Consider the following 26,796-nt stretch of genomic DNA (forward strand, 5'->3'; position numbering starts at 1 on the left):
ACCCCACCCAGGCGATGCAAAAAACAACAGAGGCGGTCCGCACCTTCTGTCATGAGCGCCACAGGTTTCAAGGGCATTGTGTGAAGCGCGAGCCACGCTCTGTGATGCCCCTCACGGGAGAATCACCGCTAAATCACCGCTCGACGGCCCAATGAGTCAGACCAACCGGGAATCGCCACTACCGCCACACATCCACTGGCCAAGATCATTAAAATCCGACATTTGCGATTGGCGACCAAGAGCACACCAAGGCTCCGTCACAGATTCATAAATTCTTTACGTATGGACACGCTGTGTGAGTCGTGTGATCGTTTCCGCACCCGTGCCCTCATCCGCCTGGTTCACCCGGGAGTAGACCGCCGTGTCCGCGCCGCCCCGCTTTCTCAGCCCCTTCGTGCGCACACGCACCCGGCTGACACTCAGTCTCGGCCTGGTTCTGGCCGCCCTGACCGCTGCCCTGCTGCCCTGGTGGCAGGCCGACGAACCGTCACCACCCCAAGCCCGCAAGGAACATGACCTCCGCAGGGCGGCGACCGCTCCCCGCGACGAGGCCGCGGCGGCGGCCGAGGCCCGGCGCACCGGCAAGGCGGTCGTCGTCGACACGGCCACCACCGCCACCGACATGACCTGGGTCCAGCCGGACGGCCAACTGCGCACGCAGATGGCCGCACTCCCCCGCCGCGCGAAGACCGCCGAGGGGCGGTGGGCGCCGATCGACAACCGCCTGCGCCGCACCGCCGGCGCCACCGACGGACTGGGAATCCGCCCGGTCAACCCGGCCGTACCGGTGCGGTTCGCCGACGGAACGTCCACCGCCGGGAAGACGCGCGCGAACCGGTCGTACACCAGAGCGCGCTTGACGGAGGATCAAATCCCGCCCGGGGAAACGGTGTTGGCGGAGACGGTCGTCCATGACCATGTCATCTCGTACACCTGGCAGGGCGAGCTGCCCGAGCCGGTGCTCGACGGACCGCGCGCCCTCTACTCCGAGGCGATGCCGGGCGTCGACCTGCTGCTGGTCGCGCGGGAGGAAGGCGGGTTCGCGCAACTGCTCATCGTCAAGGACCGCGAGGCCGCCCGGAACCCGGCGCTGGCGAAGATGTCGTACGGACTGCGGTCGTCGACGGCTGTCTTCCGGTACGACACGACGGCAAGCCGGATCCTGGTGCTGGACCCCGACGGCAAGGAGATCGGGTCCGTGCCGACGCCGTTCGCCTGGGATTCCAGCGGGCGGGACCCCGAGGCGCCCGAGGAGACGGACGAAGCGACGGACGAGGGGACGACCGAGGGGACGAACGGGGAAACGGAGGCGGGCACGAACGAGCCGCGTACCTCGGTCGCCACCCCGGAGGACGTACTGAAGCTGTCCGGGCTGACCGGAATCGAGCCGGGGTCCCGGCAGACTCCGGCCCCGATGGAGCTGGCCGGAGACGGTACGGGGACGGCGCGGATCGACGTGAAGGTCGGCGAGACCGGTCTGCTCAGCGATCCTGAGGCCCAATTCCCGTTGTTCGTCGACCCGACGCTCAACGCGGGCTGGCTGGCCTGGACCGTGGCCTACAGGCCGTACCCGAACACCAGCTTCTGGAACGGCACCAACTTCAGTTCGGGCACGTCCGACGCACGAGTGGGCCACGAGAACGACACCGGCGGCACCGCCCGCTCCTACTGGCGGATGAAGTACAGCACCACGCTGAAGGGCGCGACGGTCACCTCGGCCAAGTTCAAGGTGCTCAACAACCACTCCTGGTCCTGCACCAAACGGGAGTTCCAGTTCGGGCTGACCGGTGCGATCTCCTCGGGTACGACATGGAACAAGAAGCCGGGCTGGGCGGGCACGGTCCTGAAGCAGTCGTTCGCGCACGGCTGGTCGTCCGGCGGCTGCCCCGACGACTACGAGTCGTTCGACGTGAAGTCGGGCGCGCAGAAGGGCGCGGACAGCGGCTGGTCCACCATCACCTTCGGGATGCAGGCCACCAGCGAGGGCGACACCCAGACCTGGCGGAAGTTCCGGGCGACCTCGGCGGAGCTGACCGTCGTCTACAACCGCAAGCCGGCCGTGCCCAGCAGCGTCACCTCCACCCCCGGCAGCACCTGCAAGACCACCACGGGCGGCGCGACGATCGGCAGGACCAACCTGGTCCTGTCGGCGAAGTCCACCGACCCCGACGGCAACCTCAAGGGGCTGCGCTTCCGGTTCTGGAAGTCGGGCGCCAGCACCCCGGCCGGCACGCTCGTCACCGGTCTGTCCAGCGGTAAGGGCACACTGACCATCCCGTCGAGCACCCTGGTGGACAAGGGCGTGTACTACTGGGACGTACGTGCGGAGGACTCCGGCGGCCTGGTCTCCGCGTACTACCCCACCAGCGGAAACCGGTGCACCGTCACGGTCGACGGCTCCGCCCCGCCCCCGCCGACCGTCGAGAGCGATGTCTTCCCCGAGGCCACCGACGACGGCCTGACCTGGGCGACCGTCAAGTTCCCCGGCACCGGGTCCGTCACCCTCACCTCCACGGACGCAGCGAAGTTCCAGTACGGCATCGACGGCCAGGGCTGGACCGATGTGACGGCGACCAAGGGCACCGCCACCATCCCCGCCCTGAAGCCCCCGCACTCGGGCCCCAACTCGCTCCAGGTGTACGCCTACGACGCGAACGGGAACAAGAGCGCCGTCACCAACCACACCTTCTACGTCCAGCCCGGCGACAAGGGCGACAGCCCCGGTGACACGGGCGGCGACGGCATCCCCGACATCCTCCAGGTCAACGGCGACGGCGACCTGTACAACTGCGTCGGGCTCCCCGGCGGCTCGCTGAACGGCTGCCTGGGCGCCTCGTACACCTCGGACAAGCAGTTGCACCCGGCCGACCACTGGTACAACCCCACCACCGGCAAGGCCGCGCTGATCACCCACTACGGGGACGCGTACCCCGGTGACGGCATCACCGACCTCTTCGCCGTCACGCCGGACGGCACCTTCTGGCTCTACCCCGGCGACGGCTACGGCAGCTTCGACATCGGCAAACGGATCAGAATCCTGCTCCCCGCCGACGCCCCGTCCCCCGCCACCTGGACCCAGCTCAAGGCGGTCGGCGACATCGACGGCGACGGCCTGCCCGATCTCGCCCTGCGGGCCGGCCCGGCCTTCTGGGTCCTGTCCGGCTACACCGGTGCCACGTTCCGGACGGCCACGCTGATGAACGTCGACGCGTGGGCCCGCCGCGACATCGTCAACGTCGCCGACATCAACGGCGACAGCGTGCCCGACCTGCTGTGGCGCAACCTGGACAATGGCAACATGTACGTCCGCCACGGCAAACCCGGCAAGGCCGGCGGCGTCGACCTCGAATCGCTCAAGCTGGCCGGGAACTCCCTCAACGGGGACGTCTCCTACGGAACGAGCTGGACCGAGGCGAACATCTCGACGGCTCTCGGTATCCCCGACGTCAACAACGACGGCGTCCCCGACATCTGGGCCCGTTCGGGCGTCGACGGTCAGATGCGGATCTACCACCCGTCGAAGACCAACACCAACGCGCCGGTCAAGGTAGCGCTGGCCAAGGACTGGAGATCGATGAAGGCCCTCGGCTGACACGACCCCTCGGCCGACACCGGCGCAGGCAGGGGCGGGGCCCTGGCAGCAGGCCGCTGCCAGGGCCCCGCCCCTGCCTGGTCCGCCCCCTTCACGGCGGCGTCGTCACGGTCGAACCAGCGGTCCCGGGCCGGTTCCGAAGTGCGGCGCCGGTCCGGCTTGGTACCTCGTACTTCCACGCCGTACCTTCCTCGACCCCCTACCGCGCAGCTCAGGACTCAGGAGCTCCGCCATGCCGCGATCCGACCGCCCGCACCTCGCCTGGGGCCGCGTCCCACGCCCCGCCTACGGGGCCGACTACAACCCCGAGCAGTGGTCCAGGGCGACCTGGAAGGACGATGTCCGCCTGATGCGCGAGGCCGACGTCAACCTGGTCACCCTCGGGGTCTTCGCCTGGTCCTGGATCGAACCCACGCCGGACGCCTTCGACTTCTCCGGCCTCGACGAGGTCATCGCCCTCCTGCACACGTCGGGCATCGCCGTCGACCTGGCCACACCGACCGCCGCGCCCCCGCTGTGGTTCTCCCACTCATACCCCGGGTCGCTGCCGGTGACGGCCGACGGGCGTACGCTCGCGCCCGGCTCCCGTCAGGCGGGCTGCGCGTCGTCACCCGTCTGCCGGGAACACGCCGCCATGACCGGCGGGCTGCGCCGCTCCGGTCCAGGGGGCCGGCCGCGGCGTGGAAGTCACCCGCCGCACCACCCACGACGGCATGACCTGGCTCTTCGCCGTGAACCACACCGCGCACCCCGCACAGGTGGCCGCGACCGGGGTCGACATCCTCTCGGGCACCCGTTCATCGGGCGTGGTCACCGTTGCGGCGGGCGAGGTCGCCGTCGTGGCCGAGAGCCCCCGGTGACCTCGCCGGCCTCCTGGCCACACCTGACCGCCCGGCCCGCTCTCCTCACCTGCTCCGCCGGTACTGGGCCAGGATCTCTTCCGGGGTCAGGGCCCGGTCGAGGAACATCAGGTCGTCCATCCGGCAGTCGCAGGAGTTGCCCTCCCTGGTGTTCTGCGGATAGCTGCCGCCGATCTTGATGCCCCGGGGGTCGGTCGGTGACGCGGTGTCGGGCTCCGGTTCGCCCTCGACGGACCAGGGGTCGCCGGTGAGGGTGTAGAAGCCGGGCACCGGGCGGCCGTTGCGGTAGAGCGCCATGGTGCCGTCGTCGTAGTCGAAGGTGGCCGCGAGGAACACCCAGCTCCCGCGGGGCAGCAGCGTCGTCCAGTCGGCGTCGGCGGCGAAGGTCTGCGAACTCCCGTCGTCGAGACGGCGGCCGAGCGCGACCACCTTCATCTCGCCGCCCACCGTGATGAGTTCGAGGAGGGCGCGTACATCGTGGCCCTGGGAGGTACCGGAGAGGACGCCGGCCAGTCCGATCGCGCCGTAACGGTCGCCGGGGTCGGCGGAGTTCGAGTTGAGGCCCGGGTTCTCGCCGGTCATCTTGAACCAGCCCATGACGGTGGTCTCGCGTACGCCGTTGAACGCGTGCAGGGAGGGCACGCCGTCCTGGGCGTAGACCCCGGCCTTCCAGTCGTCGTTGCCCGCGGTGGTGGGCGCGATCTGCCCGGTCCGCAGGACGGGGCCGCGGGCGCGGTCCCATACCCGCATCCGGGTACCGCCGTTGACAAGCCGGAGGTCGGTTCCGGACCGGCCGCGGTCGCGCTCCCGGGCCGTATTTCCGCGTACCGGATGGGCGAAGTCGTAGTACGCGACGAGGTTCGGCCGCAGGCTCGCCGGTACGGGAGCGGAGGCGGCGGTCGCCCGCTCGGCGGGGGCGAGCGTGGCGCCCAGCAGCCCGGCGGCCAGCACCAGCGCGCCCGTGGCTCTCAGCACGCCGTTACCGCGCACCGGACACCTTCCAGATCTTGCCGTTGGCCTTCGAGAGGACGTACAGCTCACCCGCACGGTCCGTACCGAAGCGGAGGTCGACCCGCTCGTCGCCCGCCAGCGACCGCATCGAGGTCACCGCGCCCCGGGCGTCGAAGACCTGGAGCTGGTGGACGCGTGCGAGCGGTCCGCCGCGGCGCATCTCGCGCACCTCGGAGTAGAAGACGCGCCCGCTCACGCCCTCGGAGTACACGTACTTGCCGTGCAGCTCGGGAATCAGCCGTCCGCGGTAGACGAATCCACCGATGAGCGCGTTCCCGCTGTCGGCGCAGGGGCGGTCCGCCGGCGGGTTGTGGTCGAAGGCCGCCACCGGGTACGTGTAGCCGTTCTCGGCGTCGTCGGCCGGGAGCGGGAAGACCCCGCAGGTGGGGTTGTCGGCCTTGCGGTAGGCGAAGGGGCCCTCGCGCTCGCTCCAGCCGAAGTTGTCGCCCGCCCTGACCTCGTAGACGGACTCGATCCGGTGCTCGCCGATGTGCCCGACGAACATCTGGTGGCGTCCGCCGGTGTCCCAACTGAACCGGTGGGGGTCGCGCAGCCCGTACGCGTAGATCTCGCCGAGCCGGCCGGGCTGCCCGGCGAAGGGGTTCGAGGCCGGTATCCCGTACTTCCCGCCCGGCCCGTCGTGGCCGCGGGGATCGATCCTGAGCATCTTGCCCTGCGGCGCGGTCAGGTCCTGGGGAACGGTGCCGCCCGCACCCGCCCCGCCGTCACCCACGGCGACATGGAGGAGGCCGAACTCCTGTTGCCCGGGGCGGGCGTTCGGGTCGAAGCCGATCTCCTGGATGTTGTGGAAGACGTCCTGGAATCCCAGACGCATCACCTCGCGCCGGGTCCCGCTGAACGTGCCGGACGCGGGATCGTCGGCGGTCCACTCGGTGATCACGGAGTGGACGCGCGTGGTGGCGGGCGCCGGCAGATCGACCGGCTTGGTGGTCAGCGCGTCGCGTGCCTCGGTGTGGACGGTGTAGAAGACGCCGTTGCGCGCGAAGCCCGGATGGAAGGCCACGAAGCCGAACCCGCTGCCCAGTCCCCGGTGCGACCAGAAGTGGGGGCCCACGGCCGCCCCTACGTCGAGGTATTCGCGCGGGGCGCCCGCGCGGTCCAGCAGATAGAGCTTGCCGTTGAGATCAGGGACGTACAACCGCCCGGAGCGGTCGGGGACTTCACCGAGGTAGTTGATGCGGGCCCAGCGCTGCAGCCGGGCATCCGTGGGAGGCGGTACCGGCTCCGACTTCGGGAGGGCCGCGAACTCCTTGAGCACCAGACCGTGTTGGGAGACCACGGGGTCCGGCAAGGGGTCGTCGATCGGGGCGCCGTCCTGTGCGAGGGCCGGTGGCGCGAGAAGCGCCATCAGCAGCACACCCGCGGAGATCACCAACCGGCTCCGGCCTGACCTGGGCATTCCGCTCACCTCATCGGTTCGCCGTGCGGAGAGAATGCGTAGAAAGCGCTTCCAGCAGCGCCTGCGCCAAGCTACAAAGCGAGGCAGGGGCGCGACAAGAGGCGCGACATCACGAATGTGATGTACACGCCAATTCCAGCCATCGGCTCCTTCCTCGACACGCTTCACCACCGGCTGAGGTGAACGCGGGGCCGGCACAGCGGACCGGGAGACCGGAGACACGGAAGACCGGCGACACGGACCAGGACCGTCCGCCACCGGCGGATCTCCGGGCGTACGCCACCCAGTTGCGCCGGATGAACGGCGGGCTGGAGGACGCGCGCAACGCGAAAGCGTGAGCGAGCCCCCGCGTCGCCACCCGTCCCGGCCTCGGCGACGAGTTGCGGCCCACCAACGAAGCGATGTCCTAATCCCTGACCTTGAGGAAGCGCATCCGGGTCGCGCCATTGCTGTCGGTGCCGCCGGCCTCGGCGTTGGAGATCTTGCCGCCGGTGAGGACGAACATCAGGTGCAGGCGGACCGTCCGGGGGCCGGAGGCGACCGTGTACTCGGTCATGATGTGTGTGGTTCCGCCTTGCTGCTCCTGCCTCGCCGCGTTGATCGCCGCGATCTGGGTGAAGCTCGTCAGGAGGGTGTCCGTGGTCTCGTCCCTGAGCCAGCCGATGATGTAGCCGCTGCCGCCGGTGGCGGAACCGAGCGCGTACCGTACATCGCTGTCGATGTGGTACACCCCGGGTTCCGGGAGCACGATGTCGGACTCGGGGATCGGCACGTCGGTACCGGCCTGGGCCAGGAGGTTGGCGTGCTGCCTCTCGGTGTTGAGGAACGCGCTCACCGGCGTGAGGCGGGCGCCGATCTTCCACCTTTCGGGGCAGCCGGGCGTCCCGGTGACGTCGATGTCCACCGACCGTTCGATGCCGCTGTTGCCGCCAGGAGCGATACCCGTCAGGTCGATCCGCGGCACGAGCAGCCCACCGGTCGTGTTCCGTGCGGCATTGCACGGGGACGGGTCCAGAGCAGGCGTGTCGGGCGCGTACAGACACCCGTCGCTGCCCCGAGTGAGGGCGTTGCCCCGGTCGGTGGAGAGGCACGGAGGGCGGGCGGTGGCGCATCCGTCCTGGCAGGAGGCGACCGGGATGACCGGCGGGACCGCGGCGTAGGGAGTCGAGCCGTCGAGGGTGTCGGTCGTGCAGGTGACCGCGCCGTCGCAGTTACGGCAGGTCGTACGGAGGAACGGCCTGCCGCAACCCGGGGCGGACGCCTGGACGGTGAGGACGAAGCTGTCGACGGTCCACTGCTTGGGGCCGACCCGGCAGGTGTCGTCGTTGCCTGTTTCCAGGTTGAGCTCGACGACGATCTTTCCCGCGAGGACGTCCGCGAGGGACACGGTGGTCGGTGGGATGACGCCGTTGTCGTCACCCCCCGCCGGCAGATCGGGTGGGCCCAGGAGATCGGCGCGAATCGGGGTCGTGCCGTTCCACAGGGCGAAGCGGCCGTAGAGCTGGCAGGCCGTGTTCCTGCCGTCGTTGTGGACATGGACCGAGGCGCTGATCATGACGCTGGTGGGTTTGCCGCGCAGTGAAGTGGGGTCGATGTGCACGACGCCGGCGAGCCAGGTGTGCCGGCCGTTGTGCGTCCCGTCGTCGGCCGGGAACGTGCCCGTGCCGCTGTTCAGGATGGTCTGGGCGACGACAGGGTCCAGCGCTGCATGGGTGTTGGCGATGGTGTAGTACGGCGTCGGGTCGGTGCCGCTCGCGGTCGCTGCGACCCGGTACGGCGCGGAGTCGCGCAGTGGGGTCGTCTCGCAGTGCTCGCACGGCTTGGAGCCGGGACAAGCAACGGGGGGACAGGCCGGCTTGGAGGGCTGACAGCCGCCGATGGCGAGGGGGGACTGCCCGCAGCCGCATCCACTCATGGGTCAACTCCTTTGGTGAGGTGGCGTGGTGGCAATGGCGGTGTGCGCCCCGTGCCGCTTTGGCGCGGTTGGGGCACGAGGGGGTGGTGCGCCGACTCGTCGGCCGAAACGGTTGAAAGTCGAGCGGGCAGGCGCGTTGAGGGATACCGGAGGACCTGAGGTCGGCCGCGCAACCGCGGAGCGGAAGAAGACCGTCCGGCGGACCGCTCGCCGGGCCGTGGCCGACATGACGTCGATCGTCATCCAGCTACGTGTTCCCGCAGCAGGTCATTTCCTTGGGGTGGGAAACAGACGCGGCCATGTCGGCCCCTCTTCGCGATTCCGCTACCGGTACTGGGAGAACCGTGTCGGGCGCTCGGACAGAGGAATACCTGAAGCCCAGTCACTTGTCTTCTTCGTTGCCATTCCTAATGTACTATCCCGTGATCTGTCGAGCATTACTCCGTTAGGGTGGCCAATTTCCACGGGAAAGTGGCAGAGCGCACATTCTGGGCGTCATCGCTCGACTTTCTCGTGCAGATCGCGTTTCTCGTGCAGGTCGCCTTTCTCGTGCAGGTCGCGTTCATCGTCGCCTTCGGTGTTCTGCTGGACACGCTGGTTGTCCGCCCGCTGCTGGCACCGGCGCCGGTACGCGACATCGGCCCGAAGGCGTGGTGGCCCGGCACCCTCAGCCGCGGAAGGGCCGAACTGCGTTGATTCCGCGGTCGGTTCGTGATGCGGTTCGGCTCCCGACGTGGCGCTTTTCAGCCATCGACAGAACTCCCGGTAAATACCGAACACACATTCAGTGGCATCCGGTAGTTTCATCGCCACGTCACGCGCGGGGGCATCAAGAGGCCCCCGCGCACCATGTTTCAGGGGGGAACATGCGGAGGAACAGAATCCGTCCGGCCGCCGTGCTCGCGGCACTGCTGCTGCCGGTCGTCGGCGTACTGACACCGGTGTCGGCCCAGGCCAAGGAATCCCCGGGAGAGCTGACCTCACCCACCGCCGACAGCGCCGACAGCCAGGACGGTGACGACGGAGACCTCGAAGCGCAGATCATCGGTGGCACCAAGCCCGAGTCCCGTGGGATCGCCGCGATCTCGCTCGACGGCAGGCCGAACTGCAGCGGGTCGATCGTCGACAACTACTGGATCCTCACCGCCAAGCACTGCGTCAGGGAGGACGGCGGCGACGGCCCGAAGATCTCCTACAGCCGGCTCAAGGTGCGGGTGAAGAGCGTGCACTCGGACACCGGCGGCGGGGTCGTGGCCGTATCGCTGACCAAGTCACGCGACCTGCAGGACCTCGCACTGATCAAGCTCAGCCGGTCCGCGAACGCCGAGCCGGTGTCCATGGCGACGAAGCACTCCGCGATCGGTGCCACGACCTACGTCTTCGGTTACGGAATCACCTCGTCCAGCGGCTCGAACGACAACCGGCTGCGCCGGGGTACCGAGCGCGTCGTGGACAATTCCTTCCCCGGAATCCTGACCACCGCGATCGACGGCAAGCCGTGCTACGGGGACTCCGGTGGCCCGCTGTTCAAGCTGGTCGACGGAGCGCGCTACCAGATCGGTGTCGTCTCCCGGCCTCCGCAGGGCGACCCGGCGGACTGCTCGGGCGGCCGTACGGTCTACTCCTCCGTACCCAACAGCCTGGACTGGATCAAGGGTGTGATGCGGGACTTCTGATCTCTCTCATGTGGTGATGCCCGCCGGCGTCCGGCCTCCACCCCGGTCATGGAGAACGTCATCGCCGGGCCCCGCGGGCGCGCTGAGCGAGCAGGCCGACGATGCCGAGGGCGAGGACGAGATAGAGGGTGATGGTGATCGGGCTGGAGACCAGCGCCGTGGGGTCGCCCTCGCTGACCGCCATGGCGCGGCGGAACTCGGTCTCGGCGAGGGGGCCGAGGATGACGGCGATGAGGACCGGGGCGACGGGCAGTCCGTAACGGCGCATCGCGAAGCCGAGCAGCCCGATCGCCAGGACCAGGACGAGGTCGAGGAGCTTGCTGCTGGTCGCGTAGACGCCGAGCATGGCGAATACGGTGATGCCGCTGTAGAGGTAGTGGCGGGGGACTTTGAGGAGTTTGGCCCACAGGGGTGCGAAGGGCAGGTTGAGTACGAGCAGGACGGTCATGGCGATGAAGAAGCTGGCCAGCAGGGCCCAGACGAGTTCGCTGGCCCGTTCGAAGAGCAGCGGTCCTGGCTGGAGGCCGTACTGACGGAACGCGGCCAGCAGGACGGCGGCCGTCGCGGAGGTGGGCAGTCCCAGGGCGAGCAGGGCGCCCATCGCGGTGCCCGCGGTGGCGTTGCCCGCCGCCTCAGGTCCGGCGACGCCCTGGATGGCGCCCTTGCCGAACATCGAGTCGCCGCGGCGCGATCCGAGCCGGCGTTCGGTGCCGTACGACAGGAAGGTGGGCACCTCGGAGCCGCCCACGGGGATGATGCCGAACGGTACGCCTATCGCGGTGCCGCGCAGCCAGGCGGGCATCGCCTGGCGCAGCTCCCCGCGGGAGAGCCACAGCCGGCCGGTGGAGGGCATGACGCGCAGGTCCTCCTGGGTCCCGCGCCGCGCGGCGACGGAGATGACCTCGCCGAGGGCGAGCAGGCCCACGGTGATGACCACGATGTTGATGCCGTCGAACAGTTCGGGGAGTCCTCCGGTGAAGCGGGCGGCGCCGGACATGCCGTCGACTCCGACCAGGGCGATCGCGAGGCCGATGACCAGGGCGGCCAGCCCGCGCAGGATCGAGTCGCTGACCACGGCCGAGATGGCGACGAACGCGAACACGGCGAGCGCGAGGTATTCGGCGGGGCCGAAGAGCGTGGCGAGTTCGGCCAGCGAGGGCGCGAAGAACACGACGAGTACGGAGGAGAGGATGCCGCCGATGAACGCGCCGATGGCGGCGGTCGCGAGGGCCTGGGCCGCGCGCCCGGACTTCGCCATCCGGTGGCCCTCGATGGATCCGGCGATGGCGGTGCTGTTGCCGGGGGTGTTCATCAGGATTCCGGCGGTCGAGTCGCCGAACAGGCCGCCGAAGAGCACACCGGCGAACATGATGAACGCGCCGATGGGGTCGAGCGAGAAGGTCACGGGCAGCAGCAGCGCCACCGCCATCGCGGACCCGAGGCCGGGCAGTACACCGACGGCCGTGCCCAGCAGGGCGCCGACGAGTACCCACAGCATGTTCATGGGTGTCAGGATCGTGAGGAACCCGTCACCGAGGTTGCTCAGTGATTCCATCAGAGCACTCCTGCCAGGATGCCCGGGGGCAGATTGAGGCCCAGCCCCGCGGAGAAGGCCAGTTGGACGGTGGACGAGATGGCGGTCGACAGGAAGAGGTCGAACACCGGCCGGCGGCTGCCGAGTGCGCGGGCGACGCCCCAGAAGAGCAGCGCGCCGGAGAGCAGCCAGCCGAGGGGGACGAGCAGGGCGATGAAGGCGGCGATCGTACCGACCAGTCCGGCCAGCGCCCGGTGGTTGCTGCGGGTCCGGCCCGCTCCGTCGGTGGGAGCGGTGTCGTCGGCGGCCTGTGCGGCGCCCGGGTCCGCCGGGGCGGCGACCCGCTCGGGCTCGGGGCGGCGCAGGACATCGGCGCCGAGGAGGACGGCGAAGACGAGGCAGGCGACGGCGACCACGGTGGGGAACATCCGCGGTCCCGGCGAGGCGACGTTGGCCGGTACCTCCATGGTGAGGGTTCCGGCGCCCAGCACGACGCCGGTGACGAGCAGCAGCAACGGGATGATCAGGCCGGTGCGGCGGCGCAGGAAGGCGGCGGGACCGGTGTCCGCGGGCCCGGGGTGGGTGGTCACAGACCCAGCTCCTTGATGATCGTGTTCACCCTGGCCTGGTCCTGGCGGATGAAGTCGGCGAACTCGTCACCGGTCAGCAGGCTCTCCACCCACTTGTTGCGGGAGAGCGCGTCCTCCCACTCGGGGGTACGGGTCGCCTCGGTGACGATGTCGGTCAGTTCCCGGCGCTGTGCGTCGCTGATGCCGGGCGGGGCCACCAGGCCGCGCCAGTTGGGCAGCGACACGTCGACGCCCTGTTCGATGAAGGTGGGGGTGTCGATGCCCGGCACGGAGGTGTCGGCCGAGACCGCCAGCGCCCGCAGGTTGCCCGCCTCGATCTGGTCGCGGAAGTCGTTGTAGCTGCTGACGCCGATCTCGACGGTGTCCGACAGCAGCGCTGTCAGCACCTCGCCGCCGCCCGCGAACGAGATGTAGTTGACGTCCTTCGGGTCGATGCCGGCCTCCCGCGCGGCGAGTCCGGCGAGCAGGTGGTCGGTACCGCCGAGCCCGCCGCCGCCGACGGCGTGGCTGTGCGGGTTCTTCTTCCACGCCGCCATGAAGTCCTTCAGCGTCCGGTACGGGGAGTCCGCGGGGACGATGAAGACCTGGTAGTCCTCGGCGAGCCGGGCGATCGGGGTGGTGTTCTCCAGGTCCACCCGCGACTTGTTGACGGTGATGGCGCCCTCCATCACCGTGCCGGTCATCATCAGCCGCGTCGGGTCCTTGCCCAGTTCCACGAACTGTCCGAGGCCGATGGTGCCGCCGGCGCCGGGCACGTTGACGACCTGGACGTTGTTGACGATCGAGCCGGCCCGCAGGGCCTGCTGGAACTCGCGTGAGGCGAGGTCCCAGCCGCCGCCGGGTGCGGCCGGGGCCGTGACGGTCAGCTTCGACCTCGGAGTGGCGCCCGAGGTGGAGTTGCTGGCGTCCACGGCGGCGACCCCGGCGAGCACCGCGGTGCACAGGGCACCGGCGACGCCGAGCATGAAACGTTTCCTCTGCACGACCACTCCCTTGTGATCTCGTACCGAGCTGTCCCCGATGGCCGGTGGCGTTACCCCAGTGTGTCCATCTGGTGGATATTAATGACCGCCAGATGGTAAACATCATGAGCGGGACGAAGCAATGGAGTCGACACGGCGAAGACGAAGAAAGGGAAACCGATGTCCCCGACGACCGACGGTGGCGGCATCCGGGCCGTGAGCCGGGCGTGGCAGGTGCTGCGCGCGTTCACACCGGAACGTATGTCACTCACACTGACCGACCTCGTCCGCGAGACAGGACTGCCGAGAACCACCGTCCTGCGGCTGGTGGAGACGCTGGCCGGGGAGGAGTTGGTGGAGTACGGGGCGGACGGGCGGGTCCGGGTCGGCACCAGCCTGATCGCCTTCGCCGCCTTCGCCGACACGGCCTGGACGGTGCCGCCCGCCTCACTGGCGCGGATGCGGGCCCTCGCCGCCGAGACCGGGGAGACGGTGAGCCTGTACGTACGGCAGGGCACCCGGCGCGTGGTGGTCGGCCAGGCCCCCAGCCCCAGCACCCTGCGCCATGTGGTGGAGCCGGGCGACTCGTTGACGATGTCCGTGGGGTCCGCCGCGTACGTCCTGCTCAGCCTCGAACCGCCCGGGGAGCGGGAATCGCTCGTCATCCGCATCGCCGAGGAGTGCGGCGGTGACGCCGAGGCACTGCGGGCCGGGACGCGGGCCGCGGCCGAGCGGGGCTGGTGCGTCACCCACGGCGAGCGCGAGCCGGGCAACAGCGGTCTGGCGGTCCCCGTCCCGTTCCCCGGCGGTGACGCCCCGGCCCGTCCGCCGGTCCTCGCCGTCGGTGGTCCCACCGTCCGGTTCACCGAGGAGAAGATCCCCGGCTTCGTCCACGCGGTACGCCGCTGCGCCGAGGACATCGCCCGCACCGGTCTGCCGCCCGCACTGTACTGACCTCGTCGAAGGAGAACCGTGCACAACTATCCGCCCCCCGGGGCGCTTCCCGTCGCCACCGTGTCCGACGCGATGGACCGGTTCGGCGTCGCCGACGGCATCCGCCCCCTGTGGCCGGGCGCAATCCTGTCCGGACCCGCGTTCACCGTGTGGACGCGGCCGGGCGACAACCAAGGTCTGCACGCCGCGTTCGAGACGATCAGGCGCGGGGAGGTCCTTGTCGTCAACGGCGGCGGGGACGCGACCCGCGCGCTCATCGGTGAGCTGGTGGTGCAGAAGGCGAAGGCGCTGGCGATAGGCGGGATCGTGCTCGACGGCGCCGCCCGGGACGTGGTCGAGCTGGCGCGGCTCGGTGTCCCGGTGTTCGCCCGCGCCGTCACACCGGCGGGGCCGTGGAAGACCGGTCCGTACCGCACGGCCGTCCCCGTCGCGGTCGGCGGGGTGCCGGTCAGCCCCGGGGACTGGGTGCTCGGTGACGACGACGGGGTGGCGGTCGTCCCGGCCGGGGAGGTGGAGGACGTCGTCGCGCGGACGCACCGGCTCATCGAGGGCGAGGCCGAACGCCGGGCCGCCAACCGGAAGCTGGTGCCCCGTGACTGAGCGCCCGCTCGTCTGGATCCCGCGGCCGGTCCACGACGACGCGCCGGCCCGGCTGCGCCCGTACGCCGAGGTGTGTCCCGGATACGGCGCCGAGGGCGTCACGTTCGACCAGGTCCACGACCGGGTCGCGGCCATTCTGCTGCGGACCGAACGCGTCGACGGCGCGATGATGCGCCGCGCGCCCCGGCTGCGGATCGTGGCACGGCACGGGGTCGGTCTCGACACCGTGGACGTCGACACCGCGCGCGAGCTGGGCATCACCGTCACCACGACCCCGACGGCCAACAGCCGGTCCGTCGCCGAGCACACCGTGGCGCTGCTGCTCGCGGTGCGCCGGGGCATCGGCATCGCGGTGCGCGACGAGGGGGACACTCGCGCCGCGATCCACGGCCGGGAACTGGGCGGCGCGGTGCTCGGGCTGGTCGGCTTCGGCCGTATCGCCCGTGAGGTCGCCGCGATCGCCGGCCGGGGGTTCGGGATGCGGGTCCTGGCGTACGACCCGATGGTGCCGGCGTCCGTCATGACGGACGCGGGCGTCGAACCCGCGGATCTGCCCACGCTGTTGTCCCTGGCCGAGAACCTCAGCCTGCACGTTCCGCTGGTCGAGGCGACCCGTGACCTCATCGGTCTGCCGGAGCTTCTGGCGCTGCCGGAGGGCGCGGTGGTGGTGAACACCTCGCGCGGGGGCATCCTCGACGAGTCCGCGCTGCTCACGGCGGTCCGCCGGGGCCATCTGGCGGGCGCGGGACTCGATGTCACCGCCGTCGAACCGCTGCCGTCCGACCACCCGTTGCGCGCCGAGCCGTCGGTCGTCATCACCCCGCACACCGGCGCGCAGACCGCGCAGGCGCTGCGCCGGATGGCGACCGAGGCCGCCGACCACATCATCGCCCACCTCACCTGACCCGACGCCGGATGCGCGCCCCGCACCGGCGGCGTACCACCAGGTGGTTTGCTTGTGCCGCTGGATGGTTCCGTGGTGTGATGGCGCGGCCCACGCACCCGGCGGGGCGATCGCCCCGCCGGGTGCCGGGACACCGAGACACGAGGGAGACGGCATGCCCGAATCCGACACCGGCGGCGTCCGCAGTGTGCAGCGCGCGGTGGACCTGCTCGCCCTCTTCGACGCCGAGCACCCCAGCCGGTCCGTACGCGAACTGGTCGACGCCACCGGACTGCCGAAGACCACCGTGGTGCGGCTGGTCCACACCCTGGAGCAGTGCGGCCTGCTCTGGAGCCGGGGGGACGGCCTGCTCGTGCCCGGCACCGGGCTGCTGAGATGGGCCGAACTGGCGGGCCGCACCTGGCGGTTGCCGGAGGAGGCGCTTCGCCGCCTCGCCGCGCTCAGCGAGGCGAGCGGGGGCGAGACGGCCTCGGTCTACGTCCGCCAGCAGAACACCCGGGTCTGCGTCGCCCGCCACGAAGGCACCCTCACCCTGCGCCATGTCGTCCGTATCGGGGCGGAGATGCCGCTGTGGTCGGGGGCCGCGAGCCATGTCCTCCTCTCCCGCGCGGACCGCGCCGACATCGCCGCGGTGGCCTCCCTGGCACCGGACGACGACCGGGACGCGCTGCTCTGGGAGCACACCAGGAAGGCCGCCGAGGACGGCATGGCCGTCAGCCACGGGGAACGGGAGCCGGGCGTCTCCGGTGTCGCGGCCCCGGTCTTCGCCGCGTCGGGCCGGCTGACCGCGGCGGTCGCGCTGGGCGGCCCCACCACCCGCTTCACCGACGAGGCCGTCGCCGGTCTCACCCCCGCCCTGCTGGACACCGCACGCGCTCTCACGGCGCTCGACTGCATCGGAGGCACCGCCTGATGACGACTCCCCTCCTGGAGGGCGTCCGGGTCCTCGATCTGACCAACGTCCTCGCCGGCCCCTTCGCCGGCTATCAGCTCGCGATGCACGGCGCCGATGTCATCAAGGTCGAGATGCCCGAATCCGGGGATCTCGCACGCCAGTTGGGCGCCGACCGCGCCCTCGGCGAAGAACTGCTGGGGGCCTCCTTCCTGGCGCAGAACGCCGGCAAGCGCTCCCTCACCCTCAATCTGAAGGCCCCGGACGGGCGGGAGGCGCTGCTGCGCGCGGTGCGCGAGGCGGACGTCCTGCTGGAGAACTTCCGGCCCGGTGTGATGGACCGGCTCGGCGTCGGCTGGAAGACCCTCAGCGCCGAGAACCCCCGGCTCGTCTACTGCGCGATCTCCGGCTTCGGGCAGACGGGACCGCTGCGGGACCGTCCGGCGTACGACCAGATCATCCAGGGCCTGAGCGGGATGATGAGCGTGACCGGCACCCCGGGGACCGCTCCGCTGCGGGCCGGGTTCCCCGTCGCGGACACCCTGGGCGGCATGGCGGCGGCCTACGCGGTCGCGGCGGCGCTCGTCCGGCGTGGCCGCACCGGAGAGGGCGCCTTCGTCGACGTCTCGATGCTGGAGTCCGCGCTCACCGCAATGGGGTGGGTCACGTCCAACTACCTGATCAGCGGGCGGGTGCCCGAGCCCATGGGCAACGAGAACTTCACCGCGGCCCCCTCGGGCACCTTCCGTACCGCCGACGGCCATCTCAACATCGCCGCCAACCGGCAGCAGCAGTTCACCACCCTGTGCCGGCTCATCGGACGCGAGGAGCTGACGACCGACCCGCGCTTCGCGCACCCCGCCGACCGCAAGACACACCGCGACGCCCTGCGCGACGAGATCGAGACGGGGCTGGCCGCCAGGACGGCGGCCCGGTGGGAGGAGATATTGTCCGACGCCGGGGTCCCGGCGGCGCGGGTGCTGTCGGTGCCGGACGCCCTGGGCCTGGACCATCTGGCCGTCCGCGGCTTCGTGCACGACCTGCCCTTCCCCGACGGCCGCGAGCGCTCCCTGCACGTCCTCGGCAGCCCGGTGCGGGTGGACGACGCACCGGCCGCCGCCCCCTCGCCCCCACCGCTGCTGGGAGAACACACCGACACCGTACTGGCGGAACTCGGCTACACGCCGGTGGAGATCGCCGCGCTGCGCGAAGGCGGTGCGGTGTGACCGGCACAGCGGCACCGGCGAGCGGCGGACCGGCGCGGGAGACGGCGGACGGGGGCGAGCCGATGATCGCCGAACGCACCGTCACCGACTGGTGGTCCACGGCGGTCAGCGAGATCAGACCCGGCGAGATCAGGCTGCGCGGCTACCCGGTCGAGGAACTGATCGGCCAGGTCACCTTCGCCGAACAGATCTGGCTCATGCTCCGCGGCGAACTTCCCACCCCCGTCCAGGGGCGCCTGCTGGAGGCCGCCCTGGTCGCCGCCGTCGACCACGGGCCGCAGGCCCCGTCGATCGCCGCGGCCCGGATGGCGGCCACCTGCGGTGTCGGGCTGAACAGCGCCGTCGCGACCGGCACGGGTCTGCTCGGGGACGTCCACGGCGGGGCGGGACAGCAGTGCATGGAGGTGCTGCGACGGGTGACGGACGGCGAACAGGCCGCCGACATCGTCGCCGAGTACCGCGGTCGCCGCGCCTACCTCCCCGGGTTCGGCCACCGCTTCCACCCCCGGGACCCCCGGCGGGACCCCCTGCTCGCGCTGGTACGGGAGGCCGCCGACGCCGGTGAGGTCCCCGGCCCTGCCCTGTCCGCCGGGCTGGCGCTCGAAACCGCGCTCGCCGCGGGCCGGGACCGCCCCGTACCCATGAACATCGACGGCGCCACCGCGATCATCTACGCGGAACTCGGCTTCCCGCCACAGCTCGGCCGGGGCCTGTTCGTCCTCTCCCGCAGTGTGGGCATCCTCGCCCACGCCTGGGAGGAGACGGAGAACGGGACCCGCATCAAGGGACCGCTGCCCCGCCAGTTCCTCGCGGGCTACCACGGCCCGCCGCAACGCCACCCGGACCGGGGCGCCTGACGGCCGGCAGGACGGGTGGGGCTCGGGGATTCGCGGGGGTGTCGGTGGCCTGTGTGATGATGCGGGCTGCCGACCGGTCCAGGTGTGACCGGTCACGTGTGAGGGGGCGGGGCCGCAGCATGGCCAAGGACGAGGGGTCCATACCGGACGAGGAGTGGGAGCGCTTCCTGCGTGACGCGGGGGCCGGGGTCCCGGACGCGCCGAAGGAGCCGTCGGCGCGGGCCCGGATGGTGGCGCGGCGGCTGCGGGAGGAGCCCGGTCCGCCGGAGGGATGGCGGACCTACCGCCCGGCCCGGCGCCGGCGGAACACCCTCTGGTACGCGGTCGGTCTGGTCGCCGCGGTCGGTCTGCTGATCGTGGCACTGACTCCGGGGCTGGTGACGGGGTGGTTCGGGGGCGGAGGCGGCGAGAGCGCACCGCTCGCCGCTGAGTCGGAGCGCCCCGACCAGCCGCCGGCGACCGAGGCAGCCGCCCAACGGCCCACCCTGGAGGAGCCGTTCAGGGGTTCGCCCGCGGCCCGGTGGGGCAACGGGGTGGCGTCGATCGCGCTCCCCGAGGCGCGGGCGACCGGCTGGATGAGCGAGGCGGAGGTCGCGCGGGCCCTCGGCCGGAGCCGGGACTTCCTGGCCGCGTCCAGCCTGGACGCCGGGGTGCTGCGCGGGGAGCGTCCGGTGAAGGCGATCGCGTTGCTCAATCCGCATCAGAAGGACGTCCAGGACTATGTGACGGCCGCCTTCCGGGAGCCCGGCGAGGAGAACGACCCCCTGCTGCTGTTCAGCCGGTTCGCGAAGACGGAGGTGCGGCTCGTCGGGAACGTGGTCAAGACGCAGGGCCGGATCACCTACCGGGAGGGTGAGCGTGGCGCGGTCGAAGTGACCGCCGATGTCACGTACGTCTATCCGGTCGTCCGCGCCGCCGCCGGCAGCGACGAGGTCGCGCGGACCATCGTGCGCCGCGAAACCGTGATGAGCTGGGACGACCCGGCGAAGGTGGTCATCGAGCCGGGGACGTTCTCCCTCGTCTCCTACAAGATGGACACCACCAACGGCGGCTGCTTCACCCACACCGGCTACTTCACCCCCGCGTTCGGCGCCGAACGCGGGGCCCCGGCGGACGGCCCCGAGGTCGACCCGTACGACCGGAGTACGTCGATGGACGCGCGCCTGCGGGAGGCCGGCGACGCCGAGTGCGGGACCGCCACCCGGTCGTGAGCGGCGGCGGCCGGCGGCCGGCCCGTCCATGACGACCACTCAGGACAGGCCCCGGACGCCGGCCGTACCCGTGCCTGTGCCCGTACCCGTACCCGTGCCCCTCAGGCGGTACGGGACTCCTCGCGGCTCCGGTCCGGGGTCGCGCCCAGCTCCTCGATGACGCCGGCGAGGTGCGCCCTCGCCGCGGCCTCCGCCGCCTCGGCGTCGCCGGCCACGATCGCGTCGGTGATCGCCGGATGCTGGGGCAGCGACCGCGTCGGGCGGCCCGGCCGCAGGGCGAGCCGGAACCTTCTACTTCATCGCCGGCACCTGGCTCTTCGGCGCCGTGGCCCTGGCGGTCTTCGGCCGCAGGACCCGGGCCGCCCGGCTCGCGCAGGCGGAGAAGACCCGCGCGGCGGCCTGACACACTGCGCCCCCGTCGCCGCCGGTGCGCTGTGCACCGGCGGCACGTGCGGTGAGGTCCCTCACGGGGCGGCGCGCAGCCAGACAGCCGTGTCCTGGGGGAGCCGGCCCGCCACCAGCGGGCCGCTGGTGAGCAGCACCTCGGTGTTCGGGGGCAACTCCACCGACTCAGCGGCGAAGTTGACCACGCAGATCAGGGCGCCCGCGGAGCCGTCCCCGGCGTCCCCGGCCCTGGCGTCCCCGGACCGTACGAACGACAGCACGCCCGGCGCCGACTCCAGCCAGCTCATCGAGCCGTCCCCGAAGCCGGGTCCGGTGCGCCGCAGCCGCAGGGCCTCCCGGTAGAGCGTGAGCATCGAGCCGGGGTCGGCCGCCTGGAGGTCGGCGGCGTACACGGGCCAGAACTCCGGCTGCGGCAGCCACGGTTCGGTCTCCGAGCCGAATCCCGCGTACGGCGCGTCCGCCGTCCACGGCAGCGGCACCCGGCAGCCGTCGCGCCCCGGATCCTTGCCCCCGGAGCGCGCGTGCATCGGGTCCTGGATCCGGTCCAGCGGGACATCCGCCTCCGGCAGGCCCAGTTCCTCGCCCTGGTAGAGGTAGACGGCGCCGGGCAGGGCCAGCGAGAGCAGCGCGGCGGCGCGCGCCCGGCGGGTGCCGAGTCCGGGGTCGGTCGGGGTGCCGAACTCCTTGGCCGCGAAGTCGAATCCGGTGGCCCGCCGCCCGTACCGGGTGACCGTGCGGGTCACGTCGTGGTTGCAGAGGACCCAGGTGGCGGGCGCGCCGACGGGCGCGTGTTCGGCGAGTGTCGCCTCGATGGCGGCCCGCAGCGGGCCGGCGTCCCACGGGCACGCCAGAAAGCTGAAGTTGAACGCGGTGTGGAGTTCGTCCGGGCGGAGGTAGCGTACGAAACGCTCGGTGTCGGGCAGCCACACCTCGCCGACGAAGACACCGCCGTACGTGTCGGCGAGGGCCCGCCAGGAGCGGTAGATCGTGTGCAGTTCGTCGCGGTCGACGTACGGGTGCGGGTCGCGGCCCGCGGTGAAGTCCGGCAGGGCGGGGTCCTTGGCGAGGAGCGCGGCCGAGTCGATCCGTACGCCCGCGACGCCCCGCTCGAACCAGAAGCGCAGCACCTCCTCGTGCTCCCTGCGCACCGAGGGGTGGGCCCAGTTGAGGTCGGGCTGCTCGGGGGCGAAGAGGTGCAGGTACCACTCGCCGTCGTCGACCCGCGTCCAGGCCGGGCCGCCGAACTCGGAGACCCAGTCGTTGGGCGGGATCTCGCCGTGTTCACCGCGCCCGGTCCTGAAGTGGAAGAGGGCGCGTTCGGGGCGGCCCGGTCCCGCCGCGAGGGCCGCCCGGAACCAGACGTGCCGGTCGGAGACATGGTTGGGCACAACGTCGACGATCGTACGGAGGCCCAGCTCGCGTGCCTCGGCGATGAGTTTCTCGGCCTCGGCGAGCGTGCCGAAGGCCGGGTCGATGGTGCGGTAGTCCGCCACGTCGTAGCCGCCGTCGGCGAGCGGGGAAAGGTACCAGGGGGTGAACCAGAGGGCGTCGACACCGAGTTCGACCAGGTACGGCAGCTTGGCCCGGACCCCCGCGAGGTCTCCGGTGCCGTCGCCGTCGCCGTCGGCGAAGCTGCGTACGTAGACCTGGTAGATGACGGCGTCGCGCCACCAGAGGGTGTCGGTGGGCGCCGGCGGGCTGCCTTCCATGCGGTGTTCCTTTCGGGGAGGGTGAGAAGTACCAGGGTCGGTCGGGCGGGCCCTGGTCAGCCCTTGGTGCTGCCGGCGCTGATCCCGGCGATGATGTGCCGTTGGAACACCAGGAACATCAGCACCATCGGGACACTGGCGATCACCATGGCGGCGATGAGTACCGAGAGCGGGATGTTCTGGGAGAGCTGGACGAGCGCGACGCTGATGGGCTGTTTGTCGGTGTCGGAGAAGACCATCAGCGGCCAGAGGAAGTCCTGCCAGACGGCGACCAGTGCGAAGATCGACACCACGCCGAGCACCGGCCGGGACATGGGCAGCAGGATCGACCAGAGGGTGCGGAGCCGGCCCGCCCCGTCGATCTCGGCCGCTTCCAGCACATCGCGCGGGATCTGGTCGAAGAAGCGCTTGAGCAGGTAGAGGTTGAAGGCGTTGGCGACTGCGGGCAGCCAGATGCCGAGCGGGTCGTTGAGCAGGCTGGTGTGGATCAGCGGCAGATCGGCGATCGTCAGGTACTTCGGTACGAGCAGGGCCTGGGCGGGCACCATCAGGGTGGCGAGGATGCCACCGAGGATCACCTTCCCGAACGCCGGCCGCAGCTTCGACAGGGCGTAGGCCGCCGCCGTACAGAAGACGAGCTGGAGGATCCAGGCGCCCGTGGCCTGCACCACCGTGTTCCCCAGGTGCGTGGGGAGCCGCATCAGCTCCCACGCGTCGGTGTACGCGCCGAGGTGCCAGGTGTCGGGGACCAGGGTCGGCGGTGTCCGCACCAGTTCGTCCGGGGACTTCATGGCGCCGGACGCCATGAAGTACACGGGGAGGAGGAAGGCGGCCACGAAGGCGAGGACGACTCCGCCGAAGACGGTCCAGTAGAGCGCCTTGCCCCGGGCGCTCGCGAGCGCGAGCGGGGAGACGAGGGTACGTACGGCCTGGCCGTGTTCGGCTCGGGTCATGGCGCCGCGGCTTCCTCTCAGTCGTCGGTGCGGGTGAGCCGCAGGTAGAGGGCGGAGAAGAGGCTGAGCACGATCAGGAGCAGCACGCTCAGGGCGCACGCGCCGCCGAAGTCGTTGTAGAGGAAGGCGTACTTGTAGATGAGGTAGAGGACGGTGACGGTCGAACTCTCCGGGCCGCCACCGGTGATCACGAAGGGCTCGGTGAACACCTGCATCGTCGCGATGATCTGGAGGAGCATCAGCATCAGGATGATGAAGCGGGTCTGCGGGACGGTCACATGGCGCACGCGCTGCCAGATGGTGGCCCCGTCCAGCTCGGCCGCTTCGTACAGCTCCCCCGGAATGCCCTGGAGCGCGGCGAGATAGATGAGGACGGTGCCGCCCATGTTCGCCCAGGTGGCGACGATGACGAGGGAGAGCAGCGCGGTGTCGGCGCCGTTGGTCCAGTTCGACGTGGGGAGGTGGAGGAGGCGTAGGGCTTCGTTGGCGAGTCCGGCGCCCGGATCGTAGAACCACTTCCAGAGCAGGGCGCTGACGACCGGCGGGATCATCACCGGGAGGTAGACGACCACGCGGAAGAAGGATTTCGCGTGGCGCAGCTCGTTGAGGACGAGCGCCATCAGGAACGGTACGGCGAAGCCGACGAGCAGGGCGATCACGGTGAAGGTGAGTGTGTTGCGCCAGGCGGCGCCGAACTCGGGGTCGTGGAAGACCTGGGTGAAGTTGGCGGTGCCCACCCATTCCGGTTCCGATCCGGGGGTGTACTTCTGGAAGGCGATGACCACCGCGCGGATCGCCGGGTACCAGGAGAACAGCGCGAAGCAGATCAGGCCGCCGATGAGGAAGGCGTAGGCGCGGAGTTGGTGCGTCAGGGCGCGGCGCAGGGCGCCGGGGGCTCTGCGGTCCGCCGGTTCGCCGCGTCCCGGCACCGGCGCGGAGGGCGGCGCGGACCGCCGGGGAGCCTGGGCTGTCTTCATGGGTGCGTCAGCCCCGGGCCAGGATTCCGTCGATCTTCGACTGGGCGTCCTTGAGGAGCCGGTCGATGTCGGCGTCCTTCTTGGTGAGGACGGCGGAGACGGCGCCGTCGAGAACGGAGTAGATCTGCTGGGCCTTCGGCGGTTCCAGCTTCGCGGTCAGCCCCTGGCTTCCGTCGAGGAACGCCTGGTAGTTCTCGACCGGGACATTGGCGTAGCGCTTCTTCAGCTCCTGGTCCTCGGCATCGGTGGCGCCGTTCCACAGCCGGGGCTCGGGGAGGCCGACCGGGGCCTTGAGGTCGGCGGCGCGCTTCCAGTCGTTGAGTCCGGAGCCGGGGGCGTTGGTCTGGAACTCCAGCCACTTCAGGCCGGCTTCGATCTGCTCCGGGGACGCCTTCTTGTTGAACATGTAGCCGTCGCCGCCGAGGAGTGTGCCCTTGCCGCCTGGCATCGGGGCGAGCCCGAGGTCCTCGTACCTGCCGCCCTTCTCCTTGACCAGGATCGGGACGTTGTCCGGGGCGGAGAGGTACATGCCGAGCGTGCCGGAACCCATCATCTGCTGGACGTCGTTGAGGATGAGCAGTTGTTTGGTGCCCATGGAGCCGTCGCTCCAGCGCATGTCCTTGAGGTTCTGGAGGACCGCCCTGCCCTCGGGGCTGTCGACGTCCGCCTTCCTGCCGTCCGGGGCGACGATGTCGCCGCCCTGCGAGTACATCTCCGCGGTGAAGTGCCAGCCGCCCTGGTTCTGCGCGCTGTAGTCGGCGTAGCCCACGTACCCCTTGCCGAGGCCCGCGATCCTCTTGGCGGCGGTACGGACCTCTTCCCAGGTGGCCGGGGGCTTGTCGGGGTCGAGGCCGGCCTGTCGGAAGAGCTTCTTGTTGTAGAGGAGGCCCATCGAGTAGTTGGTGCGCGGGACGCCGTACACCTTGCCGTCGGCGGTGTACACGTCGCGCAGGGACTGCTGGATGTCGCTGTAGCCCTTCATGTCCTTGACGTACGCGGTGATGTCCGCCGCCTGGTTGATGTCGACGACGTGTCGGGCGTCGGTGAAGTACGTGTAGAAGACGTCTTCCATCTGGCCGCCGGCGAGCTTCGCGTCGAAGGTCTTGGGGTCCTGGCAGGGGAAGGCGTCGCGGCCGACGACGTCGATGTCCGGGTTCGCCTTCTCGAACGTCGCGATGTCGTCCTCGAAGTTCTGGCGGTCGATCCTGGCGCTCCTGGGCGGCATGCAGTTGACGGTGATGCGCGTCTTGCCGTCGGCGGAGCTGTCGCCGCCCGAGCCGCAGGCGGCCAGTCCGGTGAGGGCGAGGGCGGTGGCTGTGGCGGTGGCGAAGGTGCGGCGGAACCCGGAACTACTCATCGGCGGGACCCCTCTTGGGCATGAGCGCGGGAAGCTCACAGCAGCTCGCTGTGTGGCGGCGCTCACTCAACCACCAACCACCTATGCCCGCAATATGTTGCTCCGATTTCGCAAATAGTTGACAGATATCCGGACGCGAGGCGACGCGGCGGGACGCGGCCGTGGTCAGCCGCTCCGAGGGGCCTGGCCCGTGGAGCCCCGTACCACCAGCTCCGGTTCGAACAACAGCTCACCGGAGGGCACCGTGGCGCCCTGGATCTGGGCGTTGAGCATCTCGACCGCCGCCCGGCCCATCGCCTCGATGGGCTGACGGACCGTCGTCAGCGGAGGTTCGGTGCAGTTCATGAACGCGGAGTCGTCGTACCCGACCACCGAGACCTCGCCCGGGACCGCGAGGCCGCGCCGCCGTGCGGCCCGTACCGCCCCCAGGGCCAGCGGATCGCTCGCGCAGATGATCCCCGTGACGCCCCGGTCCAGCAGGCGCGCGGCCGCCGCGCGGCCGCCCTCCAGGGAGAACATCGCCCGCTCGACCCGCTCGTCCGGGAGGGCCGGACCGCCGCCCTGCGCCGCGTACGCCGCGTGCCCCGCCGCGAGCTTGCGGCGGGACGGTACGTGGTCGGCCGGGCCGAGCACCAGCCCGATGCGCTCGTGGCCGAGCGAGGACAGATGGCGCCACGCCTGTTCGACCGCGACGGCGTCGTCGCAGGAGATGCAGGGGAAGTCGAGGTTCTCGATCGGCGCGTTGATCAGGACGACCGGGATACGGCGCTCGGCGAGCAGCCGGTAGTGGTCGTGCGGGGCGTCCGCCTGGGCGAAGAGACCGCCCGCGAAGACGACCCCGGAGACCTGCTGCTGGAGCAGCAGTTCCACGTAGTCGGCCTCGGAGACGCCGCCCTTGGTCTGGGTGCAGAGCACGGGGGTGAGGCCCTGCTGCGCCAGCGCGCCGCCGATCACCTCGGCGAACGCCGGGAAGATGGGGTTCTGCAGCTCCGGCAGGACCAGGCCGACGAGCCGGGCGCGCTCACCGCGGAGCTGGGTGGGGCGCTCGTAGCCGAGGACGTCCAGCGCGGTCAGCACGGACTGCCGGGTGGCCGGCGAGACACCGGGCTTGCCGTTGAGCACCCGGCTGACCGTGGCCTCGCTGACCCCAACCTTCTTCGCCACCTGAGCAAGTCGTCGCGTCATGCGCGC

The 26,796-nt window shown here is 70.8% G+C and carries 21 protein-coding genes and 3 pseudogenes; 12 read left to right on the forward strand and 12 right to left on the reverse strand.

What is annotated here, in order from left to right:
* Positions 1-394 precede the first annotated feature (394 nt).
* The 3 genes and pseudogenes from ACIBJC_RS36525 to ACIBJC_RS36535 all read left to right on the forward strand — a co-directional run bounded on the left by ACIBJC_RS36525 (position 395) and on the right by ACIBJC_RS36535 (position 4,452).
* A complete protein-coding gene (locus tag ACIBJC_RS36525; protein ID WP_399300381.1) occupies positions 395-3,592 on the forward strand; it encodes an FG-GAP-like repeat-containing protein in 3,198 nt (1,065 codons plus the stop codon).
* A 349-nt stretch (positions 3,593-3,941) separates the two neighbouring features.
* A pseudogene (locus ACIBJC_RS36530) lies at positions 3,942-4,166 on the forward strand (beta-galactosidase); the annotation flags it as partial.
* A 106-nt stretch (positions 4,167-4,272) separates the two neighbouring features.
* A complete protein-coding gene (locus ACIBJC_RS36535) occupies positions 4,273-4,452 on the forward strand; it encodes a Beta-galactosidase C-terminal domain (RefSeq protein WP_399300384.1) in 180 nt (59 codons plus the stop codon).
* Positions 4,453-4,497: 45 nt separating this feature from the next.
* Here ACIBJC_RS36535 and ACIBJC_RS36540 read toward each other — a convergent pair whose 3' ends face one another.
* The 3 genes from ACIBJC_RS36540 to ACIBJC_RS36550 form a co-directional block, all read right to left on the reverse strand.
* Positions 4,498-5,427, reverse strand: a complete 930-nt coding sequence (locus ACIBJC_RS36540) for a LamG-like jellyroll fold domain-containing protein (protein ID WP_399300387.1) — start codon at positions 5,425-5,427, stop codon at positions 4,498-4,500.
* A gap of 4 nt (positions 5,428-5,431) precedes the next feature.
* Positions 5,432-6,883 carry a PQQ-dependent sugar dehydrogenase gene (locus ACIBJC_RS36545; protein WP_399300390.1) on the reverse strand — a complete coding sequence of 484 codons (1,452 nt, stop codon included), beginning with the start codon at positions 6,881-6,883 and terminating at the stop codon, positions 5,432-5,434.
* 406 nt (positions 6,884-7,289) lie between these two features.
* The gene (locus tag ACIBJC_RS36550) at positions 7,290-8,798 is read right to left on the reverse strand and encodes a hypothetical protein (RefSeq protein ID WP_399300393.1); all 1,509 of its coding nucleotides are present in this window, start codon (positions 8,796-8,798) and stop codon (positions 7,290-7,292) included.
* A 528-nt stretch (positions 8,799-9,326) separates the two neighbouring features.
* On the opposite strand from ACIBJC_RS36550, the pseudogene ACIBJC_RS36555 reads away from it, so the two are divergent.
* Both ACIBJC_RS36555 and ACIBJC_RS36560 read left to right on the forward strand, forming a co-directional pair.
* Positions 9,327-9,494, forward strand: a pseudogene (locus ACIBJC_RS36555) (MMPL family transporter); the annotation flags it as partial.
* Between the two features lie 170 nt (positions 9,495-9,664).
* Entirely contained in the window at positions 9,665-10,474 is an 810-nt protein-coding gene (locus ACIBJC_RS36560) for a S1 family peptidase (protein WP_399300396.1), read from the forward strand.
* A gap of 58 nt (positions 10,475-10,532) precedes the next feature.
* Here the strand turns inward: ACIBJC_RS36560 and ACIBJC_RS36565 are convergent, their stop codons facing one another.
* The 3 genes from ACIBJC_RS36565 to ACIBJC_RS36575 are packed head-to-tail and all read right to left on the reverse strand — an operon-like array spanning position 10,533 to position 13,581.
* Complete coding sequence (locus ACIBJC_RS36565; protein ID WP_399300398.1) at positions 10,533-12,029, reverse strand: tripartite tricarboxylate transporter permease; 1,497 nt, start codon at positions 12,027-12,029, stop codon at positions 10,533-10,535.
* The gene (locus tag ACIBJC_RS36570) at positions 12,029-12,598 is read right to left on the reverse strand and encodes a tripartite tricarboxylate transporter TctB family protein (RefSeq protein WP_399300400.1); all 570 of its coding nucleotides are present in this window, start codon (positions 12,596-12,598) and stop codon (positions 12,029-12,031) included. Before ACIBJC_RS36570 ends, ACIBJC_RS36565 begins: the two co-directional genes overlap by 1 nt.
* Positions 12,595-13,581 (reverse strand): Bug family tripartite tricarboxylate transporter substrate binding protein, encoded by a 987-nt coding sequence (locus tag ACIBJC_RS36575; RefSeq protein ID WP_399300403.1) that lies wholly within the window; start codon positions 13,579-13,581, stop codon positions 12,595-12,597. The genes ACIBJC_RS36570 and ACIBJC_RS36575 overlap by 4 nt, the downstream gene beginning before the upstream one ends.
* Before the next feature lie 159 nt (positions 13,582-13,740).
* Here ACIBJC_RS36575 and ACIBJC_RS36580 point away from each other — a divergent pair, with 159 nt between their 5' ends.
* From ACIBJC_RS36580 to ACIBJC_RS36610, 7 genes are all read left to right on the forward strand, one after another.
* Positions 13,741-14,514 carry an IclR family transcriptional regulator gene (locus tag ACIBJC_RS36580; protein ID WP_399300406.1) on the forward strand — a complete coding sequence of 258 codons (774 nt, stop codon included), beginning with the start codon at positions 13,741-13,743 and terminating at the stop codon, positions 14,512-14,514.
* Positions 14,515-14,532: 18 nt separating this feature from the next.
* The gene (locus tag ACIBJC_RS36585; protein WP_399300410.1) at positions 14,533-15,114 is read left to right on the forward strand and encodes an RraA family protein; all 582 of its coding nucleotides are present in this window, start codon (positions 14,533-14,535) and stop codon (positions 15,112-15,114) included.
* A complete protein-coding gene (locus tag ACIBJC_RS36590) occupies positions 15,107-16,018 on the forward strand; it encodes an NAD(P)-dependent oxidoreductase (protein ID WP_399300413.1) in 912 nt (303 codons plus the stop codon). The genes ACIBJC_RS36585 and ACIBJC_RS36590 overlap by 8 nt, the downstream gene beginning before the upstream one ends.
* A gap of 154 nt (positions 16,019-16,172) precedes the next feature.
* Entirely contained in the window at positions 16,173-16,931 is a 759-nt protein-coding gene (locus ACIBJC_RS36595) for an IclR family transcriptional regulator (RefSeq protein WP_399300416.1), read from the forward strand.
* A complete protein-coding gene (locus ACIBJC_RS36600; RefSeq protein ID WP_399300419.1) occupies positions 16,931-18,136 on the forward strand; it encodes a CaiB/BaiF CoA transferase family protein in 1,206 nt (401 codons plus the stop codon). Before ACIBJC_RS36595 ends, ACIBJC_RS36600 begins: the two co-directional genes overlap by 1 nt.
* Entirely contained in the window at positions 18,133-18,993 is an 861-nt protein-coding gene (locus tag ACIBJC_RS36605) for a citryl-CoA lyase (protein WP_399300422.1), read from the forward strand. Before ACIBJC_RS36600 ends, ACIBJC_RS36605 begins: the two co-directional genes overlap by 4 nt.
* Before the next feature lie 119 nt (positions 18,994-19,112).
* Positions 19,113-20,204: a hypothetical protein gene (locus tag ACIBJC_RS36610; RefSeq protein WP_399300425.1), complete on the forward strand. Its 1,092-nt coding sequence runs from the start codon at positions 19,113-19,115 to the stop codon at positions 20,202-20,204.
* A gap of 101 nt (positions 20,205-20,305) precedes the next feature.
* Here ACIBJC_RS36610 and ACIBJC_RS36615 read toward each other — a convergent pair.
* The 6 genes and pseudogenes from ACIBJC_RS36615 to ACIBJC_RS36640 all read right to left on the reverse strand — a co-directional run.
* Positions 20,306-20,494 (reverse strand): annotated as a pseudogene (locus ACIBJC_RS36615) (FCD domain-containing protein); the annotation flags it as partial.
* 174 nt (positions 20,495-20,668) lie between these two features.
* Entirely contained in the window at positions 20,669-22,318 is a 1,650-nt protein-coding gene (locus ACIBJC_RS36620; RefSeq protein ID WP_399300428.1) for a glycoside hydrolase family 13 protein, read from the reverse strand.
* A 56-nt stretch (positions 22,319-22,374) separates the two neighbouring features.
* Positions 22,375-23,271: a carbohydrate ABC transporter permease gene (locus ACIBJC_RS36625; RefSeq protein ID WP_399300431.1), complete on the reverse strand. Its 897-nt coding sequence runs from the start codon at positions 23,269-23,271 to the stop codon at positions 22,375-22,377.
* 17 nt (positions 23,272-23,288) lie between these two features.
* On the reverse strand, positions 23,289-24,248 hold the full coding sequence (locus ACIBJC_RS36630; RefSeq protein WP_399300434.1) for a carbohydrate ABC transporter permease: 960 nt from the start codon (positions 24,246-24,248) through the stop codon (positions 23,289-23,291).
* Positions 24,249-24,255: 7 nt separating this feature from the next.
* The gene (locus tag ACIBJC_RS36635) at positions 24,256-25,605 is read right to left on the reverse strand and encodes an extracellular solute-binding protein (RefSeq protein ID WP_399300437.1); all 1,350 of its coding nucleotides are present in this window, start codon (positions 25,603-25,605) and stop codon (positions 24,256-24,258) included.
* Positions 25,606-25,770: 165 nt separating this feature from the next.
* A complete protein-coding gene (locus tag ACIBJC_RS36640) occupies positions 25,771-26,790 on the reverse strand; it encodes a LacI family DNA-binding transcriptional regulator (protein ID WP_399300439.1) in 1,020 nt (339 codons plus the stop codon).
* Between the last annotated feature and the right edge of the window lie 6 nt (positions 26,791-26,796).

Origin of the sequence: Streptomyces sp. NPDC050509, assembly GCF_044457965.1 — a bacterium.
In the GTDB taxonomy this organism is placed as follows: Bacteria; Actinomycetota; Actinomycetes; order Streptomycetales; family Streptomycetaceae; genus Streptomyces.